Raw genomic sequence first — 23,228 nt, 5'->3', positions numbered from 1 at the left:
CCACAGCCATGCGACCTCAGCCATACGACCTCAGCCCGTACGGCCTCACCCGTACGGCCTCACCCGTGCGCGGCCACCAGATGCTTCGCCAACCGCGGTGAAGCGAACTCCGTCCCGCACACGAACCGCATCACCGGCCCGTACGAAGCCGCCGCCGGCAACCCAGTGAAGTACAGCCCGGGCACGGAGGACCGATACCCGGCGCCCAGCTTGGGCGTGCCCCGGCTCACCCCCAGCTCCGTACGCAACTCGTGCCCGAGGAAGTCCATCGCGGCGATGTCGACGCGGTAGCCGGTCGCGGCTATGACGTGGTCGGCGGAGAGTTCCTCGACCCGGCCGCCGTGGGTCTGGACGGAGAGCACGGGGCTGCCGTCGGTGGCCCCGGCGCCGACGATCCGGGAGACCTCGCGGACGCCGACCTTGCCCTCGAAACGGTCCCGGAGCCACCAGGCACCGAGCGGCCCGAGCACCCGGCGGACCAGGAAGTGCCGGGCCTGGGCGGGCAGGTAGCGATAGGGCTGCGGGTAGTAGCTCAGCGCCCACAGGGACCAGGCACGGCCGAACGGCGACTCGGGGCGCAGCTTCGGCTGCTCCCACGGCGGCGCGCCGAAGTCGACGGCGCCCTTGCCGCGGGCCACCAGCCGCACCTGCGCACCCGCCTCCGCCGCGAGCGCCGCCGTCTCCAGGGCGGACTGGCCCGCGCCGACGACGATGAGCTCCTTGCCGGAGAACCGCTTCAGGTCGTGGTGCTGGGAGCTGTGGGAGACCGGGCCCGTAGGCGTGGGCCCGTCCGCCGCCGCACCCGCGAGTTCGGCGGGCAGATGGGCGAGCCCGGACAGCCCGGTGGCCACCACGACCGCCCGCGCGGTGAACAACTCCCCCGAGTCCAGCTTGAGTTCAAAGCCCCCGGAACCCCCCGAGCCCCCGGAGCCGTCGCGGCCGCCTTTGCGGTCGACCGAGACGACCCGCACCCGCTCCAGCTCGGGCACGAGCTTCTGCTGGAACCACTCCCCGTACGCGATGAACGTCTCGACCGGGATGATGTCCTCGTCCGTGACCAGTCGCGGTATCCCCGCCGCGTTGCAGTAGTCGAGAAGCGTGTGCCCGTGCTGCGGGGCATCGATGCTGGACGCGGCCGGGGTCGACTTGAGCAGCATTCCCTCGGGCATGTGATCGCGCCAGCTCACCATGGGCTCGCCGAACACACGCACCGGAACACCACGCGCCCGCAGATGGGCGGCGGTGGACAGGCCGAATGGCCCGGCACCGATGACTGCTACCGGATGAATCACGAAGTCCCCTCCCCAGGACGTACTACGTCTACTTCGTGGTGGAACTGTTGGTGCTGCCGCGGCGGTTGGTCCGCCACAGCTGATACAGATGCTTCGCGCCCGGCCGCACGAAGCGCGCGAGCATCGTGAAGAACGGCCGCAGGTCGTCACCCGCGAGCCATGCCAGCTCCGTACCACTCGCGCGAGCCGGCGCGTGCGGTGTCGTATAGCCGCTGCGCCGGTAGGCGAGCAGGGCCGGCAGGTCGATGTTCTCCACGATGTACCGGTGACCGGCGCGTTGTTCCCCCTCAGGAACGCTCCGTCCGGTCAGATCCAGATGCATGGCACGGACGACGTCGATCCCCGACTCGTTCTCGAAGAGCCGGAATTGCGCGCCCATCCGTGGGTTGAAGTCAAGGAGCTTGTACTGTCCGTCGCGCCGGTCGAAGCGCAGGTCCAGGTCGATGACGCCGCTGAAGCCGATCTGTTTGATGAAACGCGCGGCGAGGTCCGCGAGTTCCGGATTGTCGACGACGTACGCATTCGCCGTCATTCCCGCGTGCGGCGGCCAGGAGCGGACCTTCACGCCCGTGAACATCGCGAGCGGCGTCGAGTCCGCGTCGAAGTACGCGTGCACGATCCAGTCCTCTGCCTCCTCTCTCGGCAGGTACTCCTGGAGGATCACTCCGGGTTGCGCACCCCAGTCCCGGGCGAGCGTGAGCAGCCCCTCGCGGGTCGCGATCTTCGTCGTCCCGTTCACCGCCGGCCGGCTGCGGCGCACGAACGCCTCGCGGTTCTTGGCGACGAGCGGGAAGCGGGCGCTCTCGGCGAACGCCACGATCTCCTCGTACGACTGCGGAAAGGCCGCCGCGGGGCTCGGAATGCCATGCTCCATACAGAGTTCGTGCAGCCCCTGCTTGCTGGCGAGGCGACGCGGCAGCTTGGCGTCGATGCGCGGAAAGAGGAAGCGGTCCCCCAGCTCGTCCTGGTGTTCGGCGATCAGTACGGCGGCCTCTTCGTCCGTCGGGACGAGGACGGTCGGCCTGCCGATGCGACGGCCGATGCGCAGTAACCCTTCGACGAGCCGCTCCGGCTCCTCCGTCCCGGTGGTCGGCCAGACGAAGGCGCGGCGCAGATAGCGTGAAGCCGCGGCCGGTGTGTAACGGTCCTCCGTGATCGCATACATCGGTATGCCGAGTCGGCCCAGGCTTCGGATGGCGCCCACCCCGCCGTGGTGCAGTGGATAGTCGCCGAACTTCACGATGAGCCCAGGGACGTCCCGGTCGGCGTCGACCGGCACGCTGCTGGAGCTCCTGGCCACGGGTCCCCCCACGCGTCCCCCCTACGGACCGGACCCACCCCGTCCGTGTCCCCCAAAGGACGCTAAGCCGGAATTGACTCGTCCGACAAGGCCTATTCGGACATTGCGAACTCTTTAGGCACTGCCACAGCATGGTCACTCCCCCGTAACGTGTGCCGCGACCACATGGAACGCGTGGAACACATGGATCACATGGCGAGTACGAATCCGAAAGCGAGGCACCAACCGATGCCCCCCTTCGATGTCCCCGAGGGCGATCCCTTCGGCCCGCACAACCTTCCGTACGGCGTGTTCTCCCCGAACGACGCGGCCGGCTCCTCGGAACGAACCGTCGGCGTCCGCCTCGGCGACCACGTACTCGACGCGGGCGCGGCGGCCCGGGCACTCGGCTCCCCGTACGCCGAGCTGCTGGGCCGGCCGACCCTGAACCCGCTGCTCGCGGCGGGCCGTACGGCCTGGTCCGACGTACGGCGCGCGCTCACGGCCTGGGTGACGGTCCCGTCCCACCGGGAGACCCTCGCACCCCATCTCCACCCTCTCTCCGAGGTGACCCTGCACCTCCCCTTCGACGTGGCGGACTACGTCGACTTCTACGCCTCCGAGAACCACGCCCGGAACGTCGGCCAGATCTTCCGCCCCGACGCCGCCGACTCCCTCACCCCCAACTGGAAGCACCTGCCGATCGGTTACCACGGCCGTTCGGGCACGGTGGTGGTGTCGGGGACGGAGGTGATCCGCCCCTCGGGCCAGCGGAAGGCGCCTGCCGACGCCGCTCCCGTCTTCGGCCCCTCCATCCGCCTGGACATCGAGGCGGAGGTCGGCTTCGTGGTCGGCGCCCCGTCGGCCATGGGCTCGTCCGTCCCCCTCTCCTCCTTCCGCGACCACGTCTTCGGCCTCTGCCTCCTCAACGACTGGTCGGCGCGCGACATCCAGGCCTGGGAGTACGTCCCCCTCGGCCCCTTCCTCGGCAAGTCCTTCGCCACGTCGGTGTCGGCATGGATCACCCCGCTCGACGCCCTGGAGGACGCCCGCGTCGCGCCCCCCACCCGCACGCACCCCCTTCTCCCCTACCTCGACGACTCCTCCGAGGACCCCGGCGGCTACGACCTCCGTATCTCCGTCGCCCTCAACGGCCACGTCGTCTCCGAGCCCCCCTTCTCCACCATGTACTGGACGGCCGCCCAGCAGCTGGCCCATATGACGGTCAACGGCGCCTCCCTGCGCACCGGCGACCTGTACGGCTCGGGCACCGTCAGCGGCCCCTCCGAAGCCGAACGCGGCTCCCTCCTCGAACTCACCTGGAACGGCCGCGACACCCTCGACCTCCCCGACGGCAAGCGCACGTTCCTGGAGGACGGCGACGAGGTGACACTGACGGCGTGGGCTCCGGGGCCGGGTGGCACGCGGGTGGGCCTGGGCGAGGTGAGGGGACGGATCAGTCCGTCCGGCGTCTGAGGACGAGCGCGAAGCGCGATACGGAGGCCTGGGGGCCGAGCCCCCAGGCACCGGCCCCCCGGCGGTGGCAGATCTTCCGCAGGACACGGGCAAACCCCAGGTCAGCACAGTCCCCACCCCACCCCCAGGTGGCGCAACGCTCCAGCAACGCCCCCCCCCACGCCCCGTCGGTATGGTCCGTCGCATGCCCTCCGAACGCATCCGAGACCACGCCGGCCAAGGCGCGACCACCGTTGCCGCCCGCAGGCGCCGGCTGCGCGCCGACCGGGCCCGGCAACTCGCCGACCTGCTCCGCCACCAGGTGCTGACCGGCGGCTTCCCGGACGACACACTGCCGCACGAGGTCGCCATCGGCACCGACTACCGCGCCTCGCGCAACACCGTCCGCCAAGCCCTCGACCTGCTCCGCGCGGAGGGCCTGGTGGAGCGCCTCCGCGGGGGTCGACGAGGACGCCCGTGCCGCCCTCGCCACGGCTGTGTCGGACCCGGACGCGGACGTCAGGGCGTATGCGTCATGGGCGCTGTGACCTCCCGGTCGGCACCGCCGGCGGCACACAGGCCCACAGCGGGGGGCGGTCAGGGCGCCCCGCCCGTACCCCTATATCCAGTCCTCCGGCGCCGGTTCCTCGTACATCTCCGGCCAGTCCGGGTCCGGCGCCTCAGCGATCACCCGCGCCGGAGCCGCCTTGGGAGCGGCTGCAGAAGCGGCTACAGGAGCGGCTCCAGGAGCCCCTCCCAGTGACGCGAGGACCGCCACCACGCCTTCGCCATACGTCGCCAACTTCTTCTCGCCGACCCCGCTGATGCCGCCCAGGCCGCTCACCGAGGTGGGCCACGCTGTGGCGATCTCCCGCAGTGTCGCGTCGTGGAAGATGACGTACGCCGGGACGCCCTGTTCGCGGGCCTGTTCGGCGCGCCAGGTGCGCAGGGCCTCGAAGGCGGGGATCAGCTCCGGGGGCAGCTCGGCGACGGCGGCCTTGGCCTTGCGCTCGCCGCGGCCCGAGCCGGAACCGGACCCCGACCGGGAGGTCACCGGCTTCGGCGGCTCCTTGCGCAACGGCACCTCGCGCTCGCGCCGCAGCACCGTCCCACTGTCCTCGGTCAGCACCAGCGTCCCGTACTCGCCCTCGACCGCGAGCAGCCCCTGGGCCAGCAACTGCCTGACGACACCCCGCCATTCGGACTCGGAGAGTTCCTCGCCGATACCGAAGACGGACAGCTGGTCGTGGTCGAACTGGATCACCTTGGCGGTCCGGCGCCCCAGCAGGATGTCGACGATCTGGAGCGCGCCGAACTTCTGCCCCCGCTCGCGCTGCAAGCGCACCACCGTGGACAGCAGCTTCTGCGCCGCGACCGTGCCGTCCCAGGTCTCGGGCGGCGTCAGACACGTGTCGCAGTTGCCGCACGCGGGGGTGTTCGGGTCCTGGCCGAAGTAGGCCAGGAGCTGGGAGCGCCGGCACTGCGCCGTCTCGCACAGGGCCAGCATCGAGTCCAGGTGGGCGGCCGCCCGGCGGCGGAACGCCTCGTCGCCCTCCGAGCTCTGGATCATCTTGCGCTGCTGGACCACGTCCTGGAGGCCGTAGGCCATCCAAGCCGTGGACGGCAGTCCGTCGCGGCCCGCGCGGCCCGTCTCCTGGTAGTAGCCCTCGACGGACTTCGGCAGGTCGAGGTGGGCGACGAACCGTACGTCCGGCTTGTCGATGCCCATGCCGAAGGCGATGGTGGCGACCACGATCAGGCCCTCTTCGCGCAGGAAGCGCGACTGGTGGGTGGCGCGGGTGCCCGCGTCCAGGCCCGCGTGGTACGGCACCGCCTCGATGCCGTTGCGGGAGAGGAACTCGGCGGTCTTCTCCACCGAGTTGCGCGAGAGGCAGTACACGATGCCCGCGTCGCCCGTGTGCTCCTCGCGCAGGAAGGACAGCAGTTGCTTCCTGGGGTCGGCCTTCGGAACTATCCGGTACTGGATGTTGGGGCGGTCGAAGCTCGCCTCGAAGTGACGGGCGCTCGGCATGCCCAGGCGCTGGGTGATCTCCTTGTGCGTCGCGCGGGTGGCCGTGGCCGTCAGCGCGATCCGCGGGACGTCGGGCCAGCGCTCGCCCAGCAGCGACAGCGCCAGGTAGTCGGGACGGAAGTCGTGACCCCACTGGGCCACACAGTGCGCCTCGTCGATCGCGAAGACCGAGATCTTCGCGCGCGACAGCAGGTCGAGGGTGGTGTCCAGCCGCAGCCGCTCCGGGGCCAGGTAGAGCACGTCCAGCTCCCCGGCCAGGAACTCCGCCTCGACCACCCGCCGCTCGTCGAAGTCCTGCGTCGAGTTCATGAACCCGGCACGCACGCCCAGCGCGCGCAGCGCGTCCACCTGGTCCTGCATCAGCGCGATGAGAGGGGAGACCACGACGCCCGTACCGGGTCTGACCAGTGCCGGAATCTGGTAGCAGAGCGACTTGCCGCCACCCGTCGGCATCAGGACGACGGCATCACCGCCCGCCACCACATGCTCGATGATCGCTTCCTGCTCGCCGCGGAAGGCGTCGTACCCGAAGACCCGGTGGAGCGTGGCCAGTGCCTCGCTGTCACTCCGTGTCTCCGTCGCGTCCGCTTCGGTCATCACACCCGTCCCGCCCATCGCCCGTCCCCCGTCCGTCGTGCTTCGCCCACGACAGCCACCATAGGGCTCCGGACCGACAGCCTCAGAGTTATCCACAGGCTGCGACCGGCCGACTCCCGTCCGCACCGGTTCCCGGCTCACCGCGCTCCCCGGGCGGCGCACCCGCCGGCGTTCAGCCCGTTGGCCCCCTACGCATGGCGACGCCCCACGACCACGGGACATGCTGCTCGGGCGGGGGAGGGAGCCCGCGCCCGACGGGCCGGCGCCGTCCCGTACGCCTCTCGTGCCTCTCGTGCCTCTCGTGCCTCTAGGAGTCATCGCATGTCCCAGCGTCCGCTCAGGACCGCCATCGCCCTCACGACAGCCGCCGCGGCGTCCTTCGCTCTGGCCACCGTCCCCGCCCATGCCACCGCGGACGACCCCGACGACCCGAAGGTCCAGGAGGAGCTGGCCACGGCGTATGTCGCGACCGCGAAGTACCTCGACGAGTCGGCCGCCATCGCCGATGGATACGTCCCCAATCGGTGCTCCGAGGACCCCGCGGGTCACGGCAGCATGGGCTACCACTACTTCAAGGAGTCCCTCTACGGCTCGGTCGACCCGGCGAAACCCGCGTCTCTCCTCTATGAGGACGGGATGGACGGGAAGCGCCGACTCGCTGGGGTGGAGTGGATCGTTCCGGACGCCGACCACAACCTGAAGACGAGCAACGACAGGCCCTCGATGTTCGGCGGTCAGAAGTTCGACGGCCCGATGCCCGGCCACAACGCCACCATGCCGATCCACTACGACCTGCACGTCTGGATCTGGAAGGACAACCCCAACGGCTTGTTCAACCGATGGAATCCCACGGTGAAGTGCCCGGCCCGCCCGGGCCACACAGCCCACGCATCTCCCACGGCTCCCACGGGCCAAACAACCGACATGGCCAACATGGCCCACTGAACATGGCTCGGGCCCCGCTCCCTCCCGAGGAGGAAGCGGGGCCCGGCACTAGCTTGGTTCACCGGCACCTGCCTGGTTCACCGACACCTGTTTGGCTCAGCGGACGAAGACCCCCGCCTGCCCTGCCAGATCCAGGAAGTACTGCGGCGCCACACCCAGTACCAGCGTGACCGCCACGCCCACCCCGATCGCCGTCATGGTCAGCGGCGACGGCACAGCGACCGTCGGGCCCTCCGGCCGCGGCTCACTGAAGAACATGAGCACGATCACCCGGATGTAGAAGAACGCCGCGATCGCCGAGGAGATCACACCGACCACGACCAGCGGGGCCGCGCCACCCTCCGCCGCCGCCTTGAACACGGCGAACTTTCCGGCGAAACCGGAGGTCAGCGGGATGCCCGCGAAGGACAGCAGGAAGACCGCGAACACGGCCGCCACCAGCGGGGACCTGCGCCCGAGACCGGCCCACTTGGACAGGTGTGTGGCCTCGCCGCCCGCGTCCCGTACGAGCGTCACAACGGCGAAGGCGCCGATCGTGACGAACGAGTACGCGGCCAGATAGAAGAGCACCGACGAGACACCGTCCGGCGAGGTCGCGATGACACCCGCGAGGATGAAGCCCGCGTGCGCGATCGACGAGTACGCCAGGAGCCGCTTGATGTCGGTCTGGGTGATCGCCACGATCGCGCCGCCCAGCATGGTGACGATCGCGACGGCCCACATGACCGGCCGCCAGTCCCAGCGCAGGCCAGGCAGGACGACGTACAGCAGACGCAGCAGCGCGCCGAAGGCGGCCACCTTCGTCGCCGCCGCCATGAAGCCGGTGACCGGTGTCGGCGCGCCCTGGTAGACGTCCGGCGTCCACATGTGGAACGGCACCGCGCCGACCTTGAAGAGCAGGCCCATGACGACCATGGCGGCGCCGATGAGCAGCAGCACGTCGTTGCCCATGGTGCCGGCGAGCGCCGGGTCGACGTTCTGGATGGTGCCGTCGACGACCTGCGCGATCGTCGCGTACGACACCGAGCCCGCGTACCCGTACAGCAGGGCGATGCCGAAGAGCGTGAACGCGGAGGCGAAGGCGCCGAGCAGGAAGTACTTCACCGCGGCCTCCTGCGACATGAGCCGCTTGCGGCGGGCCACGGCGCACAGGAGGTAGAGCGGGAGGGAGAAGACCTCCAGCGCGATGAACAGCGTCAACAGGTCGTTGGCCGACGGGAAGACCAGCATGCCGCTGATCGCGAAGAGCAGGAGCGGGAACACCTCGGTGGTGGTGAACCCGGCCTTCACGGCGGCCTTCTCGCTGTCGCTGCCGGGCACGGACGCGGCCTGTGCGGCGAACGAGTCGACCCGGTTTCCGTGCGCCTCCGGGTCGAGGCGCCGCTCGGCGAAGGTGAACACACCGAGCAGTCCGGCCAGGAGGATCGTGCCCTGGAGGAACAGGGCCGGTCCGTCGACGGCGATCGCGCCCATCGCCGCGATGTGCGCCTTTGTCGTGCCGTATCCGCCCGCCGCGAGGGCGACGACCGCGGCGAACGCGGCGGCGAGTGCGACGACGGCGACGAACACCTGGGCGTAGTAGCGCGACTTGCGCGGCACGAACGCCTCGATCAACACCCCGACGATCGCCGCACCAATGACGATCAAGGTGGGCGACAATTGCCCGTATTCGATCTTCGGCGCGTCGATCTTGGAGATCGGATCGGCCGCGGTTGTCCACAGGCTGTGGACGGCTGCTGCGCTCACTTGGCCGCCTCCACCTCGGGCTTGGGGTCCGTCTTGTGTACGTCTGACATGGTTTGCTGGACCGCCGGGTTGACGATGTCGGTGACCGGCTTCGGGTAGACGCCCAGGAAGATCAGCAGTGCGATCAGCGGAGCGACCACCAGGAGCTCGCGCACCCTGAGGTCGGGCATCTCGGCGACCTCCGCCTTCACCGGGCCCGTCATCGTCCGCTGGTAGAGGACGAGCGTGTAGAGCGCGGCGAGGACGATGCCGAAGGTGGCGATGATGCCGACGGCCGGGTAGCGCGTGAACGTGCCGACCAGGACGAGGAATTCACTCACGAAGGGCGCGAGCCCGGGGAGCGAGAGGGTCGCGAGGCCGCCGATCAGGAAGGTGCCGGCGAGCACCGGGGCGACCTTCTGCACCCCTCCGTAGTCGGCGATCAGACGCGAGCCGCGCCGCGAGATCAGGAAGCCCGCCACCAGCATCAGGGCGGCGGTCGAGATCCCGTGGTTGACCATGTAGAGCGTCGCGCCCGACTGGCCCTGGGTGGTCATCGCGAAGATGCCCAGGATGATGAACCCGAAGTGCGAGATCGACGCGTACGCGACCAGCCGCTTGATGTCCCGCTGGCCGACCGCGAGCAGCGCCCCGTAGACGATGCTGATCAGGGCGAGTACGAGGATGACCGGCGTCGCCCACTTGCTGGCCTCCGGGAAGAGCCCGAGGCAGAAGCGGAGCATCGCGAAGGTGCCGACCTTGTCGACCACCGCCGTGATCAGTACGGCGACCGGGGCGGTGGCCTCACCCATGGCGTTGGGCAGCCAGGTGTGCAGCGGCCACAGGGGCGCCTTCACCGCGAACGCGAAGAAGAAGCCGAGGAACAGCCACCGCTCCGTGCTGGTCGCCATGTGCAGCGAGCCGTTGGCGCGGGCCTGCACGATCTCCGGGAGCGAGAAGTTCCCGGCGACTACGTAGAGGCCGATGACGGCGGCCAGCATGATCAGGCCGCCGACCAGGTTGTAGAGGAGGAACTTCACCGCGGCGTACGACCGTTGCGTGGCCGCCACTTCGTCGCCGTGTTCGTGGGCCTTGTCTCCGAAGCCGCCGATGAGGAAGTACATCGGGATCAGCATGGCTTCGAAGAAGATGTAGAAGAGGAAGACGTCGGTGGCCTCGAAGGAGATGATCACCATCGCCTCGACGGCCAGGATCAGAGCGAAGAAGCCCTGCGTCGGCCGCCACCTCTTGTTGCCGGTCTCGTGCGGGTCCGCGTCGTGCCAGCCCGCCAGGATGATGAACGGGATCAGCAGGGCGGTCAGCGCGACGAGCGCCACCCCGATGCCGTCCACCCCCAACTGGTACCGCACCCCGAAGGCCTTGATCCAGGAGTGGGATTCGGTGAGCTGGTAGCGGTCGCCGCCGGGATCGAAGCGCACCAGGGTCACGGCGGCGAGCACCAGGGTGCCGAGCGAGACGCACAGCGCCAGCCACTTGGCGGCGACGCGCTGCGCGGCCGGCACGGCGGCCGTGGCGATCGCCCCGAGGGCCGGGAGCGCCGCCGTCGCTGTCAGCAGTGGAAAGGACATCGGTATCAGACCGCCCTCATCAGCAGGGTCGCGGCGATGAGGATCGCCGCACCGCCGAACATCGAGACCGCGTAACTGCGCGCATAGCCGTTCTGCAGCTTGCGCAGCCGCCCGGAGAGGCCGCCCATCGAGGCCGCCGTACCGTTGACGACCCCGTCGACCAGGGTGTGGTCGACGTACACCAGGGAGCGCGTGAGGTGCTCACCGCCGCGCACCAGCACGACGTGGTTGAAGTCGTCCTGCAACAGGTCGCGCCGGGCGGCCCGGGTGAGCAGGGAGCCGCGCGGGGCGACGACCGGGACGGGACTGCGCCCGTACTGGGCGTACGCGATGCCGGCGCCGACGACGAGCAGTGCCATGGTGGCCAGCGTGACCGTGAGGGCGCTGACGGGCGAGTTGCCCTCCGAGTGCCCGGTGACCGGCTCCAGCCAGTTCAGGAAGCGGTCGCCGATGCTGAAGAAACCGCCCGCGAAGACCGATCCGAAGGCCAGCACGATCATGGGGATCGTCATGGACCTCGGGGACTCGTGCGGGTGCGGCGCGTGGCCTTCCGCATCCGGCTGCCAGCGCTTCTCGCCGAAGAAGGTCATGATCATCACGCGCGTCATGTAGTACGCCGTGATGGCCGCGCCCAGCAGAGCCGCGCCGCCGAGGATCCAGCCCTCGGTGCCGCCCTTGGCGAAGGCCGCTTCGATGATCTTGTCCTTGGAGAAGAAGCCGGACAAGTACGGGAAGCCGATGATGGCGAGGTAGCCGAGGCCGAAGGTGACGAAGGTGATCGGCATGTACTTCCGAAGGCCGCCGAACTTCCGCATGTCGACTTCGTCGTTCATGCCGTGCATGACCGAACCGGCGCCGAGGAAGAGCCCGGCCTTGAAGAAACCGTGCGTCACCAGGTGCATGATCGCCCAGACGTAGCCGATGGGGCCGAGGCCCGCGGCCAGCACCATGTAGCCGATCTGCGACATGGTCGAGCCGGCGAGCGCCTTCTTGATGTCGTCCTTCGCGCAACCGACGATCGCACCGAAGAGGAGCGTGACGGCGCCGACCACGGTGACGACGAGCTGTGCGTCGGGCGCCGCGTTGAAGATCGCGCCCGAGCGGACGATCAGGTACACACCCGCGGTCACCATGGTCGCGGCGTGGATGAGGGCCGAGACCGGGGTCGGGCCCTCCATCGCGTCCCCGAGCCAGGACTGCAGCGGCACCTGGGCGGACTTGCCGCAGGCGGCGAGCAGCAGCATCAGGCCGACGGCGGTCAGCTTGCCCTCGGTGGCGTCTCCGACCAGCCCCGGGTGCTCCTCGGTGCCGAGCACCGGCCCGAAGGCGAAGGTCCCGAAGGTCGTGAACATCAGCATGATGGCGATGGACAGGCCCATGTCGCCGACGCGGTTGACCAGGAAGGCCTTCTTCGCGGCGGTGGCGGCGCTGGGCTTGTGCTGCCAGAAGCCGATGAGCAGGTACGAGGCGAGGCCCACGCCCTCCCATCCGACGTACAGCAGCAGGTAGTTGTCGGCGAGGACGAGAAGCAGCATCGCCGCGAGGAACAGGTTCAGATAGCCGAAGAAGCGGCGCTTGCGCTCGTCGTGCTCCATGTACCCGACCGAGTACAGGTGGATCAGCGAGCCGACGCCGGTGATCAGCAGGACGAAGGTCATCGACAGCTGGTCGAGCTGGAAGCCGACGTCCGCCTGGAAGTTTCCGACGGCGATCCAGCTGTACAGGTGCTGCGTCAGGGTCCGATCCCCGGCGCTCTTCCCCAGCATGTCGGTGAAGAGCACGACGCCGATCACGAAGGAGGTGGCCGCGAGCGCGGTACCGATCCAGTGGCCGACGGCATCAAGCCGCCTTCCGCCGCACAGCAGTACGGCCGCTCCGAGCAGAGGCGCCGCTACGAGCAGCGCAATCAGGTTCTCCACGATTCAGCGACCCCTTACAGCTTCATCAGGCTGGCGTCGTCGACCGAGGCCGAGTGGCGGGAACGGAACAGCGACACGATGATCGCGAGCCCGACCACGACCTCCGCGGCGGCGACGACCATCGTGAAGAAGGCGATGATCTGGCCGTCGAGATTGCCGTGCATACGGGAGAAGACCACGAACGCGAGGTTGCAGGCGTTGAGCATGAGCTCGACGCACATGAACACCACGATCGCGTTCCGCCTGATCAGTACGCCGGTGGCGCCGATCGTGAACAACAGGGCGGCGAGATAGAGGTAGTTGACCGGGTTCACTTGGACGCCTCCTCCGTCTTCGTGCGCTCCAGACGCTCCTCGGCGCGCTGCTCCAGGGCCTTCAGATCGCTCAGCGCCTCGGAGGACACATCCCGGATCTGGCCGCGCTCCCGCAGCGTCTTGTTGACGGTCAGCTCGGACGGGGTGCCGTCCGGGAGGAGGCCCGCGATGTCCACCGCGTTGTGCCGGGCGTAGACGCCGGGCGCCGGGAGCGGCGGTACGTGCTTGCCCTCCCGTACGCGCTGCTCGGACAGCTCGCGCTGGGTCTTGGCGCGCTCGGTGCGCTCGCGGTGCGTGAGCACCATGGCGCCGACGGCGGCCGTGATGAGGAGAGCGCCGGTGATTTCGAAGGCGAACACGTACTTCGTGAAGATGAGGGCGGCGAGGCCCTCCACATTGCCGTTCGCGTTCGCCTTGCCCAGGCCGTTGAAGTCCTTGATGGACGCGTTGCCGATGCCGGCGATCAGCAGGACGCCGAAACCGAGGCCGCACGCCAGGGCCAGCCAGCGCTGGCCCTTGATGGTCTCCTTCAGGGAGTCCGCCGCGGTGACGCCGACGAGCATGACCACGAACAGGAACAGCATCATGATCGCGCCGGTGTAGACGATGATCTGCACGACGCCCAGGAAGTACGCCCCGTTGGCGAGGTAGAACACCGCCAGGACGATCATGGTCCCGGCGAGACTGAGCGCGCTGTGCACGGTCTTCTTCATGAAGACGGTGCACAGGGCGCCGATCACGGCGACGGTGCCGAGGACCCAGAACTGGAAGGCCTCTCCGGTGGAGGTGGAGTAGGCGGCCAGATTGCTCATGCCTCCACCTCCTCTCCAGCGGGCTGCTCGCCCTTGGAGACAGCGACTTGGCGCACCGTGCCGGGCGCCGCCTCGGTCACCAGGCCCCGGTAGTAGTCCTGCTCGTCCGTGCCGGGGAAGATCGAGTGCGGTGTGTCGACCATGCCCTCTTCGAGACCGGCGAGCAGCTGCTCCTTGGTGTAGATGAGGTTGGCGCGGCTCGAGTCGGCCAGCTCGAACTCGTTCGTCATCGTCAACGCGCGCGTGGGGCACGCCTCGATGCACAGGCCGCACAGAATGCAGCGGGCGTAGTTGATCTGGTAGACGCGGCCGTACCGCTCGCCCGGCGAGTAGCGCTCCTCGTCGGTGTTGTCCGCGCCCTCCACATAGATGGCGTCCGCCGGACAGGCCCAGGCACACAGCTCGCAGCCGACGCACTTCTCCAGACCGTCCGGGTGGCGGTTGAGCTGGTGCCGGCCGTGGAACCGCGGGGCCGTGGTCTTCTGCTGCTCCGGGTACTGCTCGGTCAGCCGCTTCTTGAACATGGCCTTGAAGGTCACGCCGAAGCCGGCGACGGGGTTCTGGAAGCCAGGCTTCGTCTGCCCGGTCTCCTTCGGCTCCTCAGCCATCGGACCCCTCCTTTCCGTCACGAGATCCGCCAATTGATCCGTCACTCGCAGTATCGGACCCACCACTGACAATCAGCTCCCGCTCGCGGCGCGGGCGGCGCCGAGGCACCGGCGGCAGCTCCTGTCCCGGCAGCGGCGGTACCGGGAATCCACCGGCCATCGGGTCGAAGGCGGCGGGTTCGGCGGGCGCCTCCTGAGCGCCCTGCTTGTCGCGGAAGATGTCCGCCGCGAACGAGAGCAGCAGCAGGACGAGGACGCCTCCACCGACGTACAGGGCGATGTCCGCGAAGTCGTAGTTCTCGTTCCGCAGCGTCCGTACGGTCGCGACGAGCATCAGCCAGACCACGGAGACCGGGATGAGGACCTTCCAGCCGAGCTTCATCAGCTGGTCGTAGCGGACGCGCGGGAGTGTGCCGCGCAGCCAGATGAAGAAGAACAGCAGCAGCTGCACCTTCACCACGAACCAGAGCATCGGCCACCAGCCGTGGTTGGCGCCCTCCCAGAAGGTGCTGATCGGCCAGGGGGCCCGCCAGCCGCCCAGGAAGAGCGTGGTCGACACGGCCGAGACCGTCACCATGTTCACGTACTCGGCGAGCATGAACAGCGCGAACTTGATGGACGAGTACTCGGTGTTGAAGCCGCCGACCAGGTCGCCCTCGGACTCCGGCATGTCGAAGGGGGCGCGGTTGGTCTCACCGACCATCGTGATGATGTAGATCACGAAGGAGACCGGCAGCAGGATGATGTACCAGCGGTCGTGCTGCTGCTCGACGATCGTCGAGGTCGACATCGACCCGGAGTAGAGGAACACCGAGGCGAAGGCGGCGCCCATGGCGATCTCGTACGAGATCATCTGCGCGCAGGACCGCAGGCCGCCCAGCAGCGGATAGGTGGATCCAGAACTCCAGCCCGCCAGCACGATCCCGTAGATGCCCACCGAGGCGACCGCGAGGATGTAGAGCATCGCGATCGGCAGGTCGGTGAGCTGCATCGTGGTGCGCTGCCCGAAGATCGAGATCTCGTTGTCGGCGGGCCCGAAGGGGATCACCGCGATCGCCATGAAGGCCGGGATGGCCGCGACGATCGGCGCGAGGACGTAGACCACCTTGTCCGCGCGTTTGACGATGACGTCTTCCTTGAGCATCAGTTTGACGCCGTCGGCGAGCGACTGGAGCATCCCCCAGGGGCCGTGCCGGTTGGGGCCGATGCGCAGCTGCATCCAGGCGACGACCTTGCGCTCCCACACGATGGAGAAGAGCACGGTCACCATCAGGAAGGCGAAGCAGAAGACCGCCTTGATGACGACCAGCCACCAGGGGTCGCTGCCGAACATGGAGAGGTCCTCAGCGGCGAGGTACGGGCTCATGCCTCCACCTCCTTGGGGGCCTCGGCGGCGAGGGTCGCCGGGCCGATGCGGACGAGTGCGCCGGGCAGCGCCCCGGTGTCGGAGGCGACGCCCCCTCCGGTGGAGTTCAGCGGGAGCCAGACCACGCGGTCGGGCATCTCGGTGATCTCCAGCGGGAGTTCGACCACTCCGGAGGGGCCGGTCACGGCGAGGACGTCGCCGTTCTTGACGCCGGCCTCGGCGGCCGTGGCGGCCGACACACGCGCGCGTGCGGCGTGCCGGGTCCCGGCGAGCGCGTCGTCGCCCTCCTGGAGGCGGCCCTGGTCGAGCAGCATCCGGTGGCCTGCCAGTACGGCCTCTCCGGCGGCCGGACGCGGCAACTGGGCCGCCACCTCCAGGGGTTCGGTGGCCCGCGGGCCGTCCCAGGCGCCGAGCCGGTCCAGCTCCCCGCGCGCGGTGCGCAGATCCGGCAGACCCAGGTGTACGTCCATGGCGTCGGCCAGCATCTGCAGGACGCGCGCGTCGGTGGGCGCCAGGCGACGGGTCATCTGGTCCGGCTTGAGCGCCGCCTCGAAGAGGCGGACCCGGCCTTCCCAGTTGAGGAAGGTGCCCGGCTTCTCGGCGACCGCGGCGACCGGAAGGACGACGTCGGCGTGCTCGGTGACCTCGCCGGGGCGCAGTTCCAGCGACACCAGGAAGCCCACTTCGGACAGTGCCGTACGCGCGCGTGCCGGGTCGGGAAGGTCGGCGATCTCCACACCGGCGACCAGCAGGGCCCGCAGTTCGCCCCCGGCGGCGGCCTCGACGATCTGGCCGGTGTCGCGTCCGTAGCGGTGCGGGAGTTCGGAGACGCCCCAGGCGGCCGCGACCTCGTCCCGCGCGCGCGGGTCGGTGGCCGGACGTCCGCCCGGCAGCAGCGACGGCAGCGCGCCCGCCTCGATCGCGCCGCGCTCCCCGGCCCGGCGCGGAATCCACACCAGCTGGGCGCCGGTCGCGGACGCCGCCCGTACGGCGGCGGTGAGCCCGCCCGCCACTGCGGCCAGGCGCTCGCCCACGACGATCACGGCGCCTTCGGCGCGCAGGGCCTCTGAGGCTTCGGCGCCGTCGCCCTCCAGACCGACGCCGCTCGCGAGGGCGTCCAGCCACTCGGTCTCGGTGCCGGGCGCGGCGGGCAGCAGCGTGCCGCCCGCCTTCTCCAGGCCGCGCGTCGCGTACGTGGCGAGCGAGTAGGTCCTCTGCCCGTGCCCCCGCCACGCCTTGCGCAGCCGCAGGAAGACGCCGGGGGCCTCCTCCTCGGACTCGAACCCGACGAGCAGAACGGCGGGTGCCTTCTCCAGAGAGGTGTACGTGACGCCCGTACCGTCGAGGTCCCGACCGCGTCCGGCGACCCGGGCGGCCAGGAAGTCGGCCTCCTCGGCGCTGTGCACGCGCGCGCGGAAGTCGATGTCGTTCGTGTCGAGGGCCACGCGCGCGAACTTGCTGTAGGCGTAGGCGTCTTCGACGGTGAGCCGGCCACCGGTCAGGACGCCGGTCCTGCCGCGAGCCGCCAGCAGCCCTTCGGCCGCCGCTTCGAGCGCCTCCGGCCAGGAGGCGGGTTCAAGGACACCGTCGGCGTTGCGGACGAGAGGCGTGTCCAGGCGGTCCCGCTGCTGCGCGTAGCGGAACCCGAACCGCCCCTTGTCGCAGAGCCACTCCTCGTTGACCTCCGGGTCGGGAGCCGCGAGGCGGCGCATGACCTTGCCGCGCCGGTGGTCGGTGCGGGTGGCGCAGCCGCCGGAGCAGTGTTCGCACACGGAGTGCGAGGAGATGAGGTCGAAGGGGCGTGAGCGGAAGCGATACGCCGCCGAGGTCAGCGCACCCACCGGGCAGATCTGAATGGTGTTCCCGGAGAAGTACGACTCGAAGGGGTCGCCCTCACCGGTGCCGACCTGCTGGAGCGCGCCCCGCTCGATCAGCTCGATCATGGGGTCGCCGGCGATCTGGTTGGAGAACCGGGTGCAGCGGGCGCACAGCACGCACCGCTCGCGGTCGAGCAGTACCTGGGTGGAGATCGGGACCGGCTTCTCGTACGTCCGCTTCCTGCCCTCGAAGCGGGACTCGGCATGGCCGTGCGACATGGCCTGGTTCTGCAGCGGGCACTCGCCGCCCTTGTCGCAGACCGGGCAGTCCAGCGGGTGGTTGATGAGCAGGAGCTCCATCACACCCTTCTGGGCTTTTTCGGCGGCGGGCGAGGTGAGGTGGGTCTTGACGACCATCCCGTCCGTACAGGTGATCGTGCAGGACGCCATGGGCTTGCGCTGGCCCTCGACCTCGACGATGCACTGGCGGCAGGCGCCGGCCGGGTCGAGCAGGGGATGGTCGCAGAACCGGGGGATCTCGATGCCGAGTTGTTCGGCGGCCCGGATGACCAGGGTGCCCTTGGGCACGCTGATCTCCACGCCGTCGATCGTCAGCGAGACGAGATCTTCCCGCGGGACCGCCGCCTCCCCGCCTCCGGAGGGAGCGCTGGTGGTCACTGTCATGCGTTCACCTCCGTGCGATCGGCCCAAGCCGTGGACTTGGCCGGGTCAAAGGGGCAGCCGCGGCCCGTGATGTGCTGCTCGTACTCCTCGCGGAAGTACTTGAGCGAGGAGAAGATCGGCGAGGCGGCGCCGTCGCCGAGGGCGCAGAACGACTTGCCGTTGATGTTGTCGGCGATGTCGTTCAGCTTGTCGAGGTCGGACATGACGCCCTTGCCGGCCTCGATGTCGCGCAGCAACTGCACGAGCCAGTACGTTCCTTCGCGGCACGGCGTGCACTTGCCGCAGGACTCGTGGGCGTAGAACTCGGTCCAGCGGGTGACGGCGCGGACGACGCATGTCGTCTCGTCGAAGCACTGGAGCGCTTTGGTGCCGAGCATGGAACCCGCGGCGCCCACTCCTTCGTAATCAAGAGGGACGTCGAGGTGCTCGTCGGTGAACATCGGGGTCGAGGAGCCGCCCGGCGTCCAGAACTTCAGCCGGTGGCCGGGCCTCATCCCGCCGCTCATGTCGAGGAGCTGACGGAGGGTGATGCCGAGCGGAGCTTCGTACTGGCCGGGGTTGGCGACGTGGCCGCTGAGCGAGTAGAGCGTGAAGCCGGGAGACTTCTCGCTCCCCATCGACCTGAACCATTCCTTGCCTTTGTGGAGAATTGCGGGAACTGACGCGATCGATTCGACGTTATTCACCACAGTCGGGCACGCGTAGAGGCCCGCGACGGCAGGGAAAGGGGGACGAAGCCGCGGTTGACCACGGCGGCCTTCGAGCGAGTCGAGCAGTGCGGTCTCCTCACCGCAGATGTACGCGCCGGCGCCCGCGTGCACGGTGAGTTGGAGGTCGAGTCCGCTGCCCAGGATGTTCTCGCCGAGGTAGCCCGCCGCGTAGGCCTCACGCACGGCCTCGTGCAACCGCCGCAATACGGGGACCACTTCACCGCGCAGATAGATGAAGGCATGCGAAGACCGGATGGCATAACACGCGATCACAATGCCCTCGATGAGGCTATGCGGGTTCGCGAAGAGGAGCGGGATGTCCTTGCAGGTTCCCGGCTCCGATTCGTCGGCGTTGACAACTAGATAGTGAGGTTTGCCATCACCCTGAGGAATGAACTGCCACTTCATTCCGGTGGGGAATCCCGCACCACCTCGGCCGCGCAGCCCGGAGTCCTTGACGTACGCGATCACGTCGTCGGGTGACATCGCGAGCGCCTTGCGCAGACCCTCGTACCCCTCGTGCCTTCGGTAGACGTCGAGCGTCCAGGACTTCTCCTCGTCCCAGAAGGCCGACAGCACGGGTGCGAGCAGCTTCTCGGGGCTGGTCTCTCCCCCACGCTCGAATTCGCTCACGCGGGCGGTGCCCCCATTCTCGGGTGCCAAGGTCATCACTCCCCCTCCTCTGCGGTCGGGCCGGCAGGCCGATCGTCCTGAGGACCCTCACCACGCGGATGTACTACGCGCGCAGGCTGCGTCTCGCCCTTGGCCAGGCGCAGCCCGATCAGTGATGCCGGGCCCGCGCTGCCGCCGGCTTCCACGGCGCCCTCGCGCTCGTCGGGGAAGCCCGCCAGGATCCGGGCGGTGTCCTTGAAGGTGCACATGGGGGCGCCGCGGGTGGGTTCGACCTGGGCTCCCGCGCGCAGCTCGTCGACGAGGCGCTTGGCGGAGTCCACGGTCTGGTTGTCGAAGAACTCCCAGTTGACCATCACGACCGGCGCGAAGTCGCAGGCCGCGTTGCACTCGATGTGCTCCAGGGTGACCTTGCCGTCGCCGGTGGTCTCGCCGTTCCCGACGCCCAGGTGGTCCTGGAGGGCCTCGAAGATCGCGTCGCCGCCCATGACCGCGCACAGGGTGTTGGTGCAGACACCCACCTGGTAGTCACCGCTCGGCTTGCGCCGGTACATCGAGTAGAAGGTCGCGACCGCGGTGACCTCGGCCGTGGTCAGACGCAGCACGTCCGCGCAGAACCGCATGCCCGTGCGCGTGACGTGGCCCTCCTCCGACTGCACGAGATGCAGCAACGGAAGGAGCGCCGAGCGGGAGTCCGGGTAGCGGGCGATGATCTCGCGCGCGTCCGCTTCGAGCCGGGCTCGAACGTCGTCCGGGTAGTCGGGCGCGGGCAGTTGGGGCATGCCCAGGCTGACGCCCTCGGGGGTGGTGGTCACCGGTCGACGCCTCCCATCACAGGGTCGATGGACGCGACGGCGACGATGACGTCGGCGACCTGGCCGCCCTCGCACATCGCCGCCATGGCCTGCAGGTTGGTGAAGGACGGGTCGCGGAAGTGGACCCGGTAGGGGCGGGTGCCTCCGTCGGAAACGGCGTGCACCCCGAGTTCGCCCTTGGGCGACTCGACCGCCGCGTACGCCTGTCCCGGCGGGACGCGGAAGCCCTCGGTCACCAGCTTGAAGTGGTGGATCAGGGCCTCCATGGAGGTGCCCATGATCTTCTTGATGTGGTCGAGGGAGTTGCCGAGACCGTCGGGGCCGAGCGCGAGCTGGGCGGGCCAGGCGATCTTCTTGTCGGCGACCATGACCGGGCCGGGCTGCAGCCGGTCCAGGCACTGCTCGACGATCCGCAGCGACTGGCGCATCTCCTCCAGCCGGATCAGGAAGCGCCCGTAGGAGTCGCAGGTGTCGGCGGTCGGGACGTCGAAGTCGTACGTCTCGTAGCCGCAGTACGGCTGCGACTTGCGCAGGTCGTGCGGCAGGCCGGCCGAGCGGAGGATCGGGCCGGTGGCGCCGAGGGCCATGCAGCCGGCCAGGTCCAGGTAGCCGACGTCCTGCATACGGGCCTTGAAGATGGGGTTCCCGGTGGCGAGCTTGTCGTACTCGGGAAGGTTCTTGTTCATCTTTTTCACGAACTCACGGATCTGGTCCACCGCGCCCGGGGGCAGGTCCTGGGCGAGTCCGCCTGGGCGGATGAACGCGTGGTTCATCCGCAGGCCGGTGATCAGCTCGTAGATGTCGAGAATGAGTTCACGATCACGGAAGCCGTAGATCATGATCGTGGTGGCGCCCAGCTCCATGCCGCCGGTGGCGATGCACACCAGGTGGGAGGAGAGCCGGTTCAGCTCCATCAGGAGCACGCGGATGATCGTGGCGCGGTCGGGGATCTGGTCCGTGATGCCGAGGAGTTTCTCGACGGCGAGGCAGTACGCCGTCTCGTTGAAGAACGGCGTCAGGTAGTCCATGCGCGTCACGTACGTGGTGCCCTGGGTCCACGTGCGGTATTCGAGGTTCTTCTCGATGCCGGTGTGGAGGTAGCCGATGCCACAGCGGGCCTCGGTGACCGTCTCGCCGTCGATCTCCAGGATGAGCCGGAGCACGCCGTGCGTGGACGGATGCTGCGGCCCCATGTTGACGATGATGCGCTCGTCGTCGGACTTCGCCGCGGACTGGGCGATCTCGTCCCAGTCGCCGCCGGTGACCGTATATACGGTGCCCTCGGTCGTCTCGCGGCCCGAAGCGGGTGACGCCGCGGAAGAAGGGGTCTGCGTGCTCATGAGTACGACCTCCGCTGGTCCGGAGCCGGGATCTGGGCGCCCTTGTACTCGATGGGAATGCCACCGAGGGGGTAGTCCTTGCGCTGCGGGAAGCCCTGCCAGTCGTCCGGCATCATGATCCGCGTCAGCGCCGGGTGACCGTCGAAGATCAGCCCGAAGAAGTCGTACGTCTCGCGCTCGTGCCAGTCGTTCGTGGGATAGACGGAGACGAGCGAGGGGATGTGCGGGTCGGCGTCGGGGGCGCTGACCTCCAGGCGGATCAGCCGGTTGTGGGTGATCGAGCGCAGGTGGTAGACGGCGTGCAGCTCGCGGCCCTTGTCGCTGAGGTAGTGCACTCCGCTCACGCCCGTGCACAGTTCGAAGCGGAGGGCCGGGTCGTCGCGCAGGGTCTGCGCGACGCGGACCAGGTACTCGCGTTCGATGTGGAAGGTGAGCTCGTCGCGGTCGACGATCGTCTTCTCGATGGCGTTCTCGGGGACGAGTCCCTGTTCCTCCAGGGCACCTTCCAGCTCGTCGGCGACCTCGTCGAACCAGCCGCCGTAGGGGCGGGTGGCCGGGCCGGGGAGCCGGACGGAGCGGACCAGGCCGCCATAGCCGGAGGTGTCGCCGCCGTTGTTGGCGCCGAACATGCCGCGCTGGACGCGGATCTCCTCGCCGCCGTCGCCGCGCTGGCCGGGGAGGTTCGAGGCGCCCAGGTCCTTCTCGGGGTTGACCCCGTTGCTGTTCGCGTCGCTCACCGCAGCAGGCCCTTCATCTCGATGGTGGGAAGCGCCTTGAGCGCCGCTTCCTCCGCCTCGCGGGCCGCCTCCTCGGCATTCACGCCGAGCTTGGAGGTCTGGATCTTCTGGTGGAGCTTGAGGATCGCGTCGATCAGCATCTCGGGCCGCGGCGGACAGCCGGGCAAATAGATGTCGACCGGGACGATGTGGTCGACTCCCTGCACAATGGCGTAGTTGTTGAACATTCCACCTGATGAGGCGCAAACCCCCATGGAGATCACCCACTTGGGGTTGGGCATCTGGTCATAGACCTGCCGCAGCACCGGCGCCATCTTCTGGCTGACCCGGCCGGCCACGATCATCAGGTCCGCCTGGCGCGGCGATCCGCGGAAGACCTCCATACCGAAGCGCGCCAGGTCGTAGCGCCCCGCGCCGGTCGTCATCATCTCGATGGCGCAGCAGGCGAGTCCGAACGTGGCGGGGAAGACGGACGCCTTACGCACCCAGCCCGCGGCCTGCTCGACGGTGGTCAGCAGGAATCCGCTCGGCAGCTTTTCTTCGAGTCCCATGTCTTAAAGGC

The 23,228-nt window shown here is 69.0% G+C and carries 18 protein-coding genes and 1 pseudogene; 3 read left to right on the top strand and 16 right to left on the bottom strand.

From position 1 onward, the window contains the following. Positions 1–59 precede the first annotated feature (59 nt). Complete coding sequence (locus tag AB5J50_RS29600; RefSeq protein ID WP_369261246.1) at positions 60–1,292, bottom strand: FAD-dependent oxidoreductase; 1,233 nt, start codon at positions 1,290–1,292, stop codon at positions 60–62. Positions 1,293–1,320: 28 nt separating this feature from the next. Continuing rightward, positions 1,321–2,592 (bottom strand): ATP-grasp domain-containing protein, encoded by a 1,272-nt coding sequence (locus AB5J50_RS29595; protein ID WP_327430861.1) that lies wholly within the window; start codon positions 2,590–2,592, stop codon positions 1,321–1,323. Between the two features lie 228 nt (positions 2,593–2,820). Between AB5J50_RS29595 and fahA the strand changes: the two genes are divergently transcribed. Both fahA and AB5J50_RS29585 read left to right on the top strand, forming a co-directional pair. Then, positions 2,821–4,047 carry a fumarylacetoacetase gene (fahA, locus tag AB5J50_RS29590; protein ID WP_369261245.1) on the top strand — a complete coding sequence of 409 codons (1,227 nt, stop codon included), beginning with the start codon at positions 2,821–2,823 and terminating at the stop codon, positions 4,045–4,047. 184 nt (positions 4,048–4,231) lie between these two features. Further along, a pseudogene (locus AB5J50_RS29585) lies at positions 4,232–4,480 on the top strand (GntR family transcriptional regulator); the annotation flags it as partial. Between the two features lie 165 nt (positions 4,481–4,645). Here AB5J50_RS29585 and recQ read toward each other — a convergent pair. Further along, positions 4,646–6,673: a DNA helicase RecQ gene (recQ, locus tag AB5J50_RS29580; RefSeq protein WP_369261244.1), complete on the bottom strand. Its 2,028-nt coding sequence runs from the start codon at positions 6,671–6,673 to the stop codon at positions 4,646–4,648. A 303-nt stretch (positions 6,674–6,976) separates the two neighbouring features. On the opposite strand from recQ, the gene AB5J50_RS29575 reads away from it, so the two are divergent. Then, a complete protein-coding gene (locus AB5J50_RS29575) occupies positions 6,977–7,600 on the top strand; it encodes a hypothetical protein (protein ID WP_369261243.1) in 624 nt (207 codons plus the stop codon). Between the two features lie 96 nt (positions 7,601–7,696). On the opposite strand, the gene nuoN is transcribed toward AB5J50_RS29575, so the two are convergent. The 13 genes from nuoN to AB5J50_RS29510 are packed head-to-tail and all read right to left on the bottom strand — an operon-like array spanning position 7,697 to position 23,217. Then, a complete protein-coding gene (gene nuoN, locus AB5J50_RS29570; RefSeq protein WP_327430857.1) occupies positions 7,697–9,346 on the bottom strand; it encodes an NADH-quinone oxidoreductase subunit NuoN in 1,650 nt (549 codons plus the stop codon). Next, positions 9,343–10,914 carry an NADH-quinone oxidoreductase subunit M gene (locus AB5J50_RS29565; RefSeq protein WP_369261242.1) on the bottom strand — a complete coding sequence of 524 codons (1,572 nt, stop codon included), beginning with the start codon at positions 10,912–10,914 and terminating at the stop codon, positions 9,343–9,345. Before AB5J50_RS29565 ends, nuoN begins: the two co-directional genes overlap by 4 nt. Positions 10,915–10,919: 5 nt before the next feature. Further along, positions 10,920–12,833: an NADH-quinone oxidoreductase subunit L gene (gene nuoL / locus AB5J50_RS29560; protein ID WP_369261241.1), complete on the bottom strand. Its 1,914-nt coding sequence runs from the start codon at positions 12,831–12,833 to the stop codon at positions 10,920–10,922. Between the two features lie 14 nt (positions 12,834–12,847). Next, on the bottom strand, positions 12,848–13,147 hold the full coding sequence (gene nuoK / locus AB5J50_RS29555; RefSeq protein WP_018568277.1) for an NADH-quinone oxidoreductase subunit NuoK: 300 nt from the start codon (positions 13,145–13,147) through the stop codon (positions 12,848–12,850). Further along, positions 13,144–13,959 (bottom strand): NADH-quinone oxidoreductase subunit J, encoded by an 816-nt coding sequence (locus tag AB5J50_RS29550; protein ID WP_369261240.1) that lies wholly within the window; start codon positions 13,957–13,959, stop codon positions 13,144–13,146. The genes nuoK and AB5J50_RS29550 overlap by 4 nt, the downstream gene beginning before the upstream one ends. After that, positions 13,956–14,567, bottom strand: coding sequence for an NADH-quinone oxidoreductase subunit NuoI (gene nuoI, locus AB5J50_RS29545; RefSeq protein WP_327430853.1), 612 nt, complete (start codon positions 14,565–14,567; stop codon positions 13,956–13,958). Before nuoI ends, AB5J50_RS29550 begins: the two co-directional genes overlap by 4 nt. Further along, complete coding sequence (gene nuoH, locus AB5J50_RS29540) at positions 14,560–15,933, bottom strand: NADH-quinone oxidoreductase subunit NuoH (RefSeq protein WP_369261239.1); 1,374 nt, start codon at positions 15,931–15,933, stop codon at positions 14,560–14,562. The genes nuoI and nuoH overlap by 8 nt, the downstream gene beginning before the upstream one ends. Next, positions 15,930–18,434, bottom strand: a complete 2,505-nt coding sequence (locus tag AB5J50_RS29535) for an NADH-quinone oxidoreductase subunit G (protein WP_369261238.1) — start codon at positions 18,432–18,434, stop codon at positions 15,930–15,932. The genes nuoH and AB5J50_RS29535 overlap by 4 nt, the downstream gene beginning before the upstream one ends. Next, positions 18,431–19,813 carry an NADH-quinone oxidoreductase subunit NuoF gene (gene nuoF, locus AB5J50_RS29530; protein ID WP_327430850.1) on the bottom strand — a complete coding sequence of 461 codons (1,383 nt, stop codon included), beginning with the start codon at positions 19,811–19,813 and terminating at the stop codon, positions 18,431–18,433. Before nuoF ends, AB5J50_RS29535 begins: the two co-directional genes overlap by 4 nt. Further along, positions 19,813–20,556, bottom strand: a complete 744-nt coding sequence (gene nuoE, locus AB5J50_RS29525) for an NADH-quinone oxidoreductase subunit NuoE (RefSeq protein ID WP_369265544.1) — start codon at positions 20,554–20,556, stop codon at positions 19,813–19,815. Before nuoE ends, nuoF begins: the two co-directional genes overlap by 1 nt. 29 nt (positions 20,557–20,585) lie before the next feature. Further along, the gene (locus AB5J50_RS29520; protein ID WP_369261237.1) at positions 20,586–21,929 is read right to left on the bottom strand and encodes an NADH-quinone oxidoreductase subunit D; all 1,344 of its coding nucleotides are present in this window, start codon (positions 21,927–21,929) and stop codon (positions 20,586–20,588) included. Then, positions 21,926–22,666 carry an NADH-quinone oxidoreductase subunit C gene (locus AB5J50_RS29515; protein ID WP_327430848.1) on the bottom strand — a complete coding sequence of 247 codons (741 nt, stop codon included), beginning with the start codon at positions 22,664–22,666 and terminating at the stop codon, positions 21,926–21,928. Before AB5J50_RS29515 ends, AB5J50_RS29520 begins: the two co-directional genes overlap by 4 nt. Further along, positions 22,663–23,217, bottom strand: coding sequence for an NADH-quinone oxidoreductase subunit B family protein (locus AB5J50_RS29510; RefSeq protein WP_053743379.1), 555 nt, complete (start codon positions 23,215–23,217; stop codon positions 22,663–22,665). The genes AB5J50_RS29515 and AB5J50_RS29510 overlap by 4 nt, the downstream gene beginning before the upstream one ends. Positions 23,218–23,228 lie beyond the last annotated feature (11 nt).

The organism is Streptomyces sp. R35 (genome assembly GCF_041053035.1).
GTDB lineage: Bacteria > Actinomycetota > Actinomycetes > Streptomycetales > Streptomycetaceae > Streptomyces > Streptomyces lutosisoli.
The sequence above is the reverse complement of the archived record's forward strand: the minus strand, read 5'-3'. Positions and strand labels throughout refer to the sequence as shown.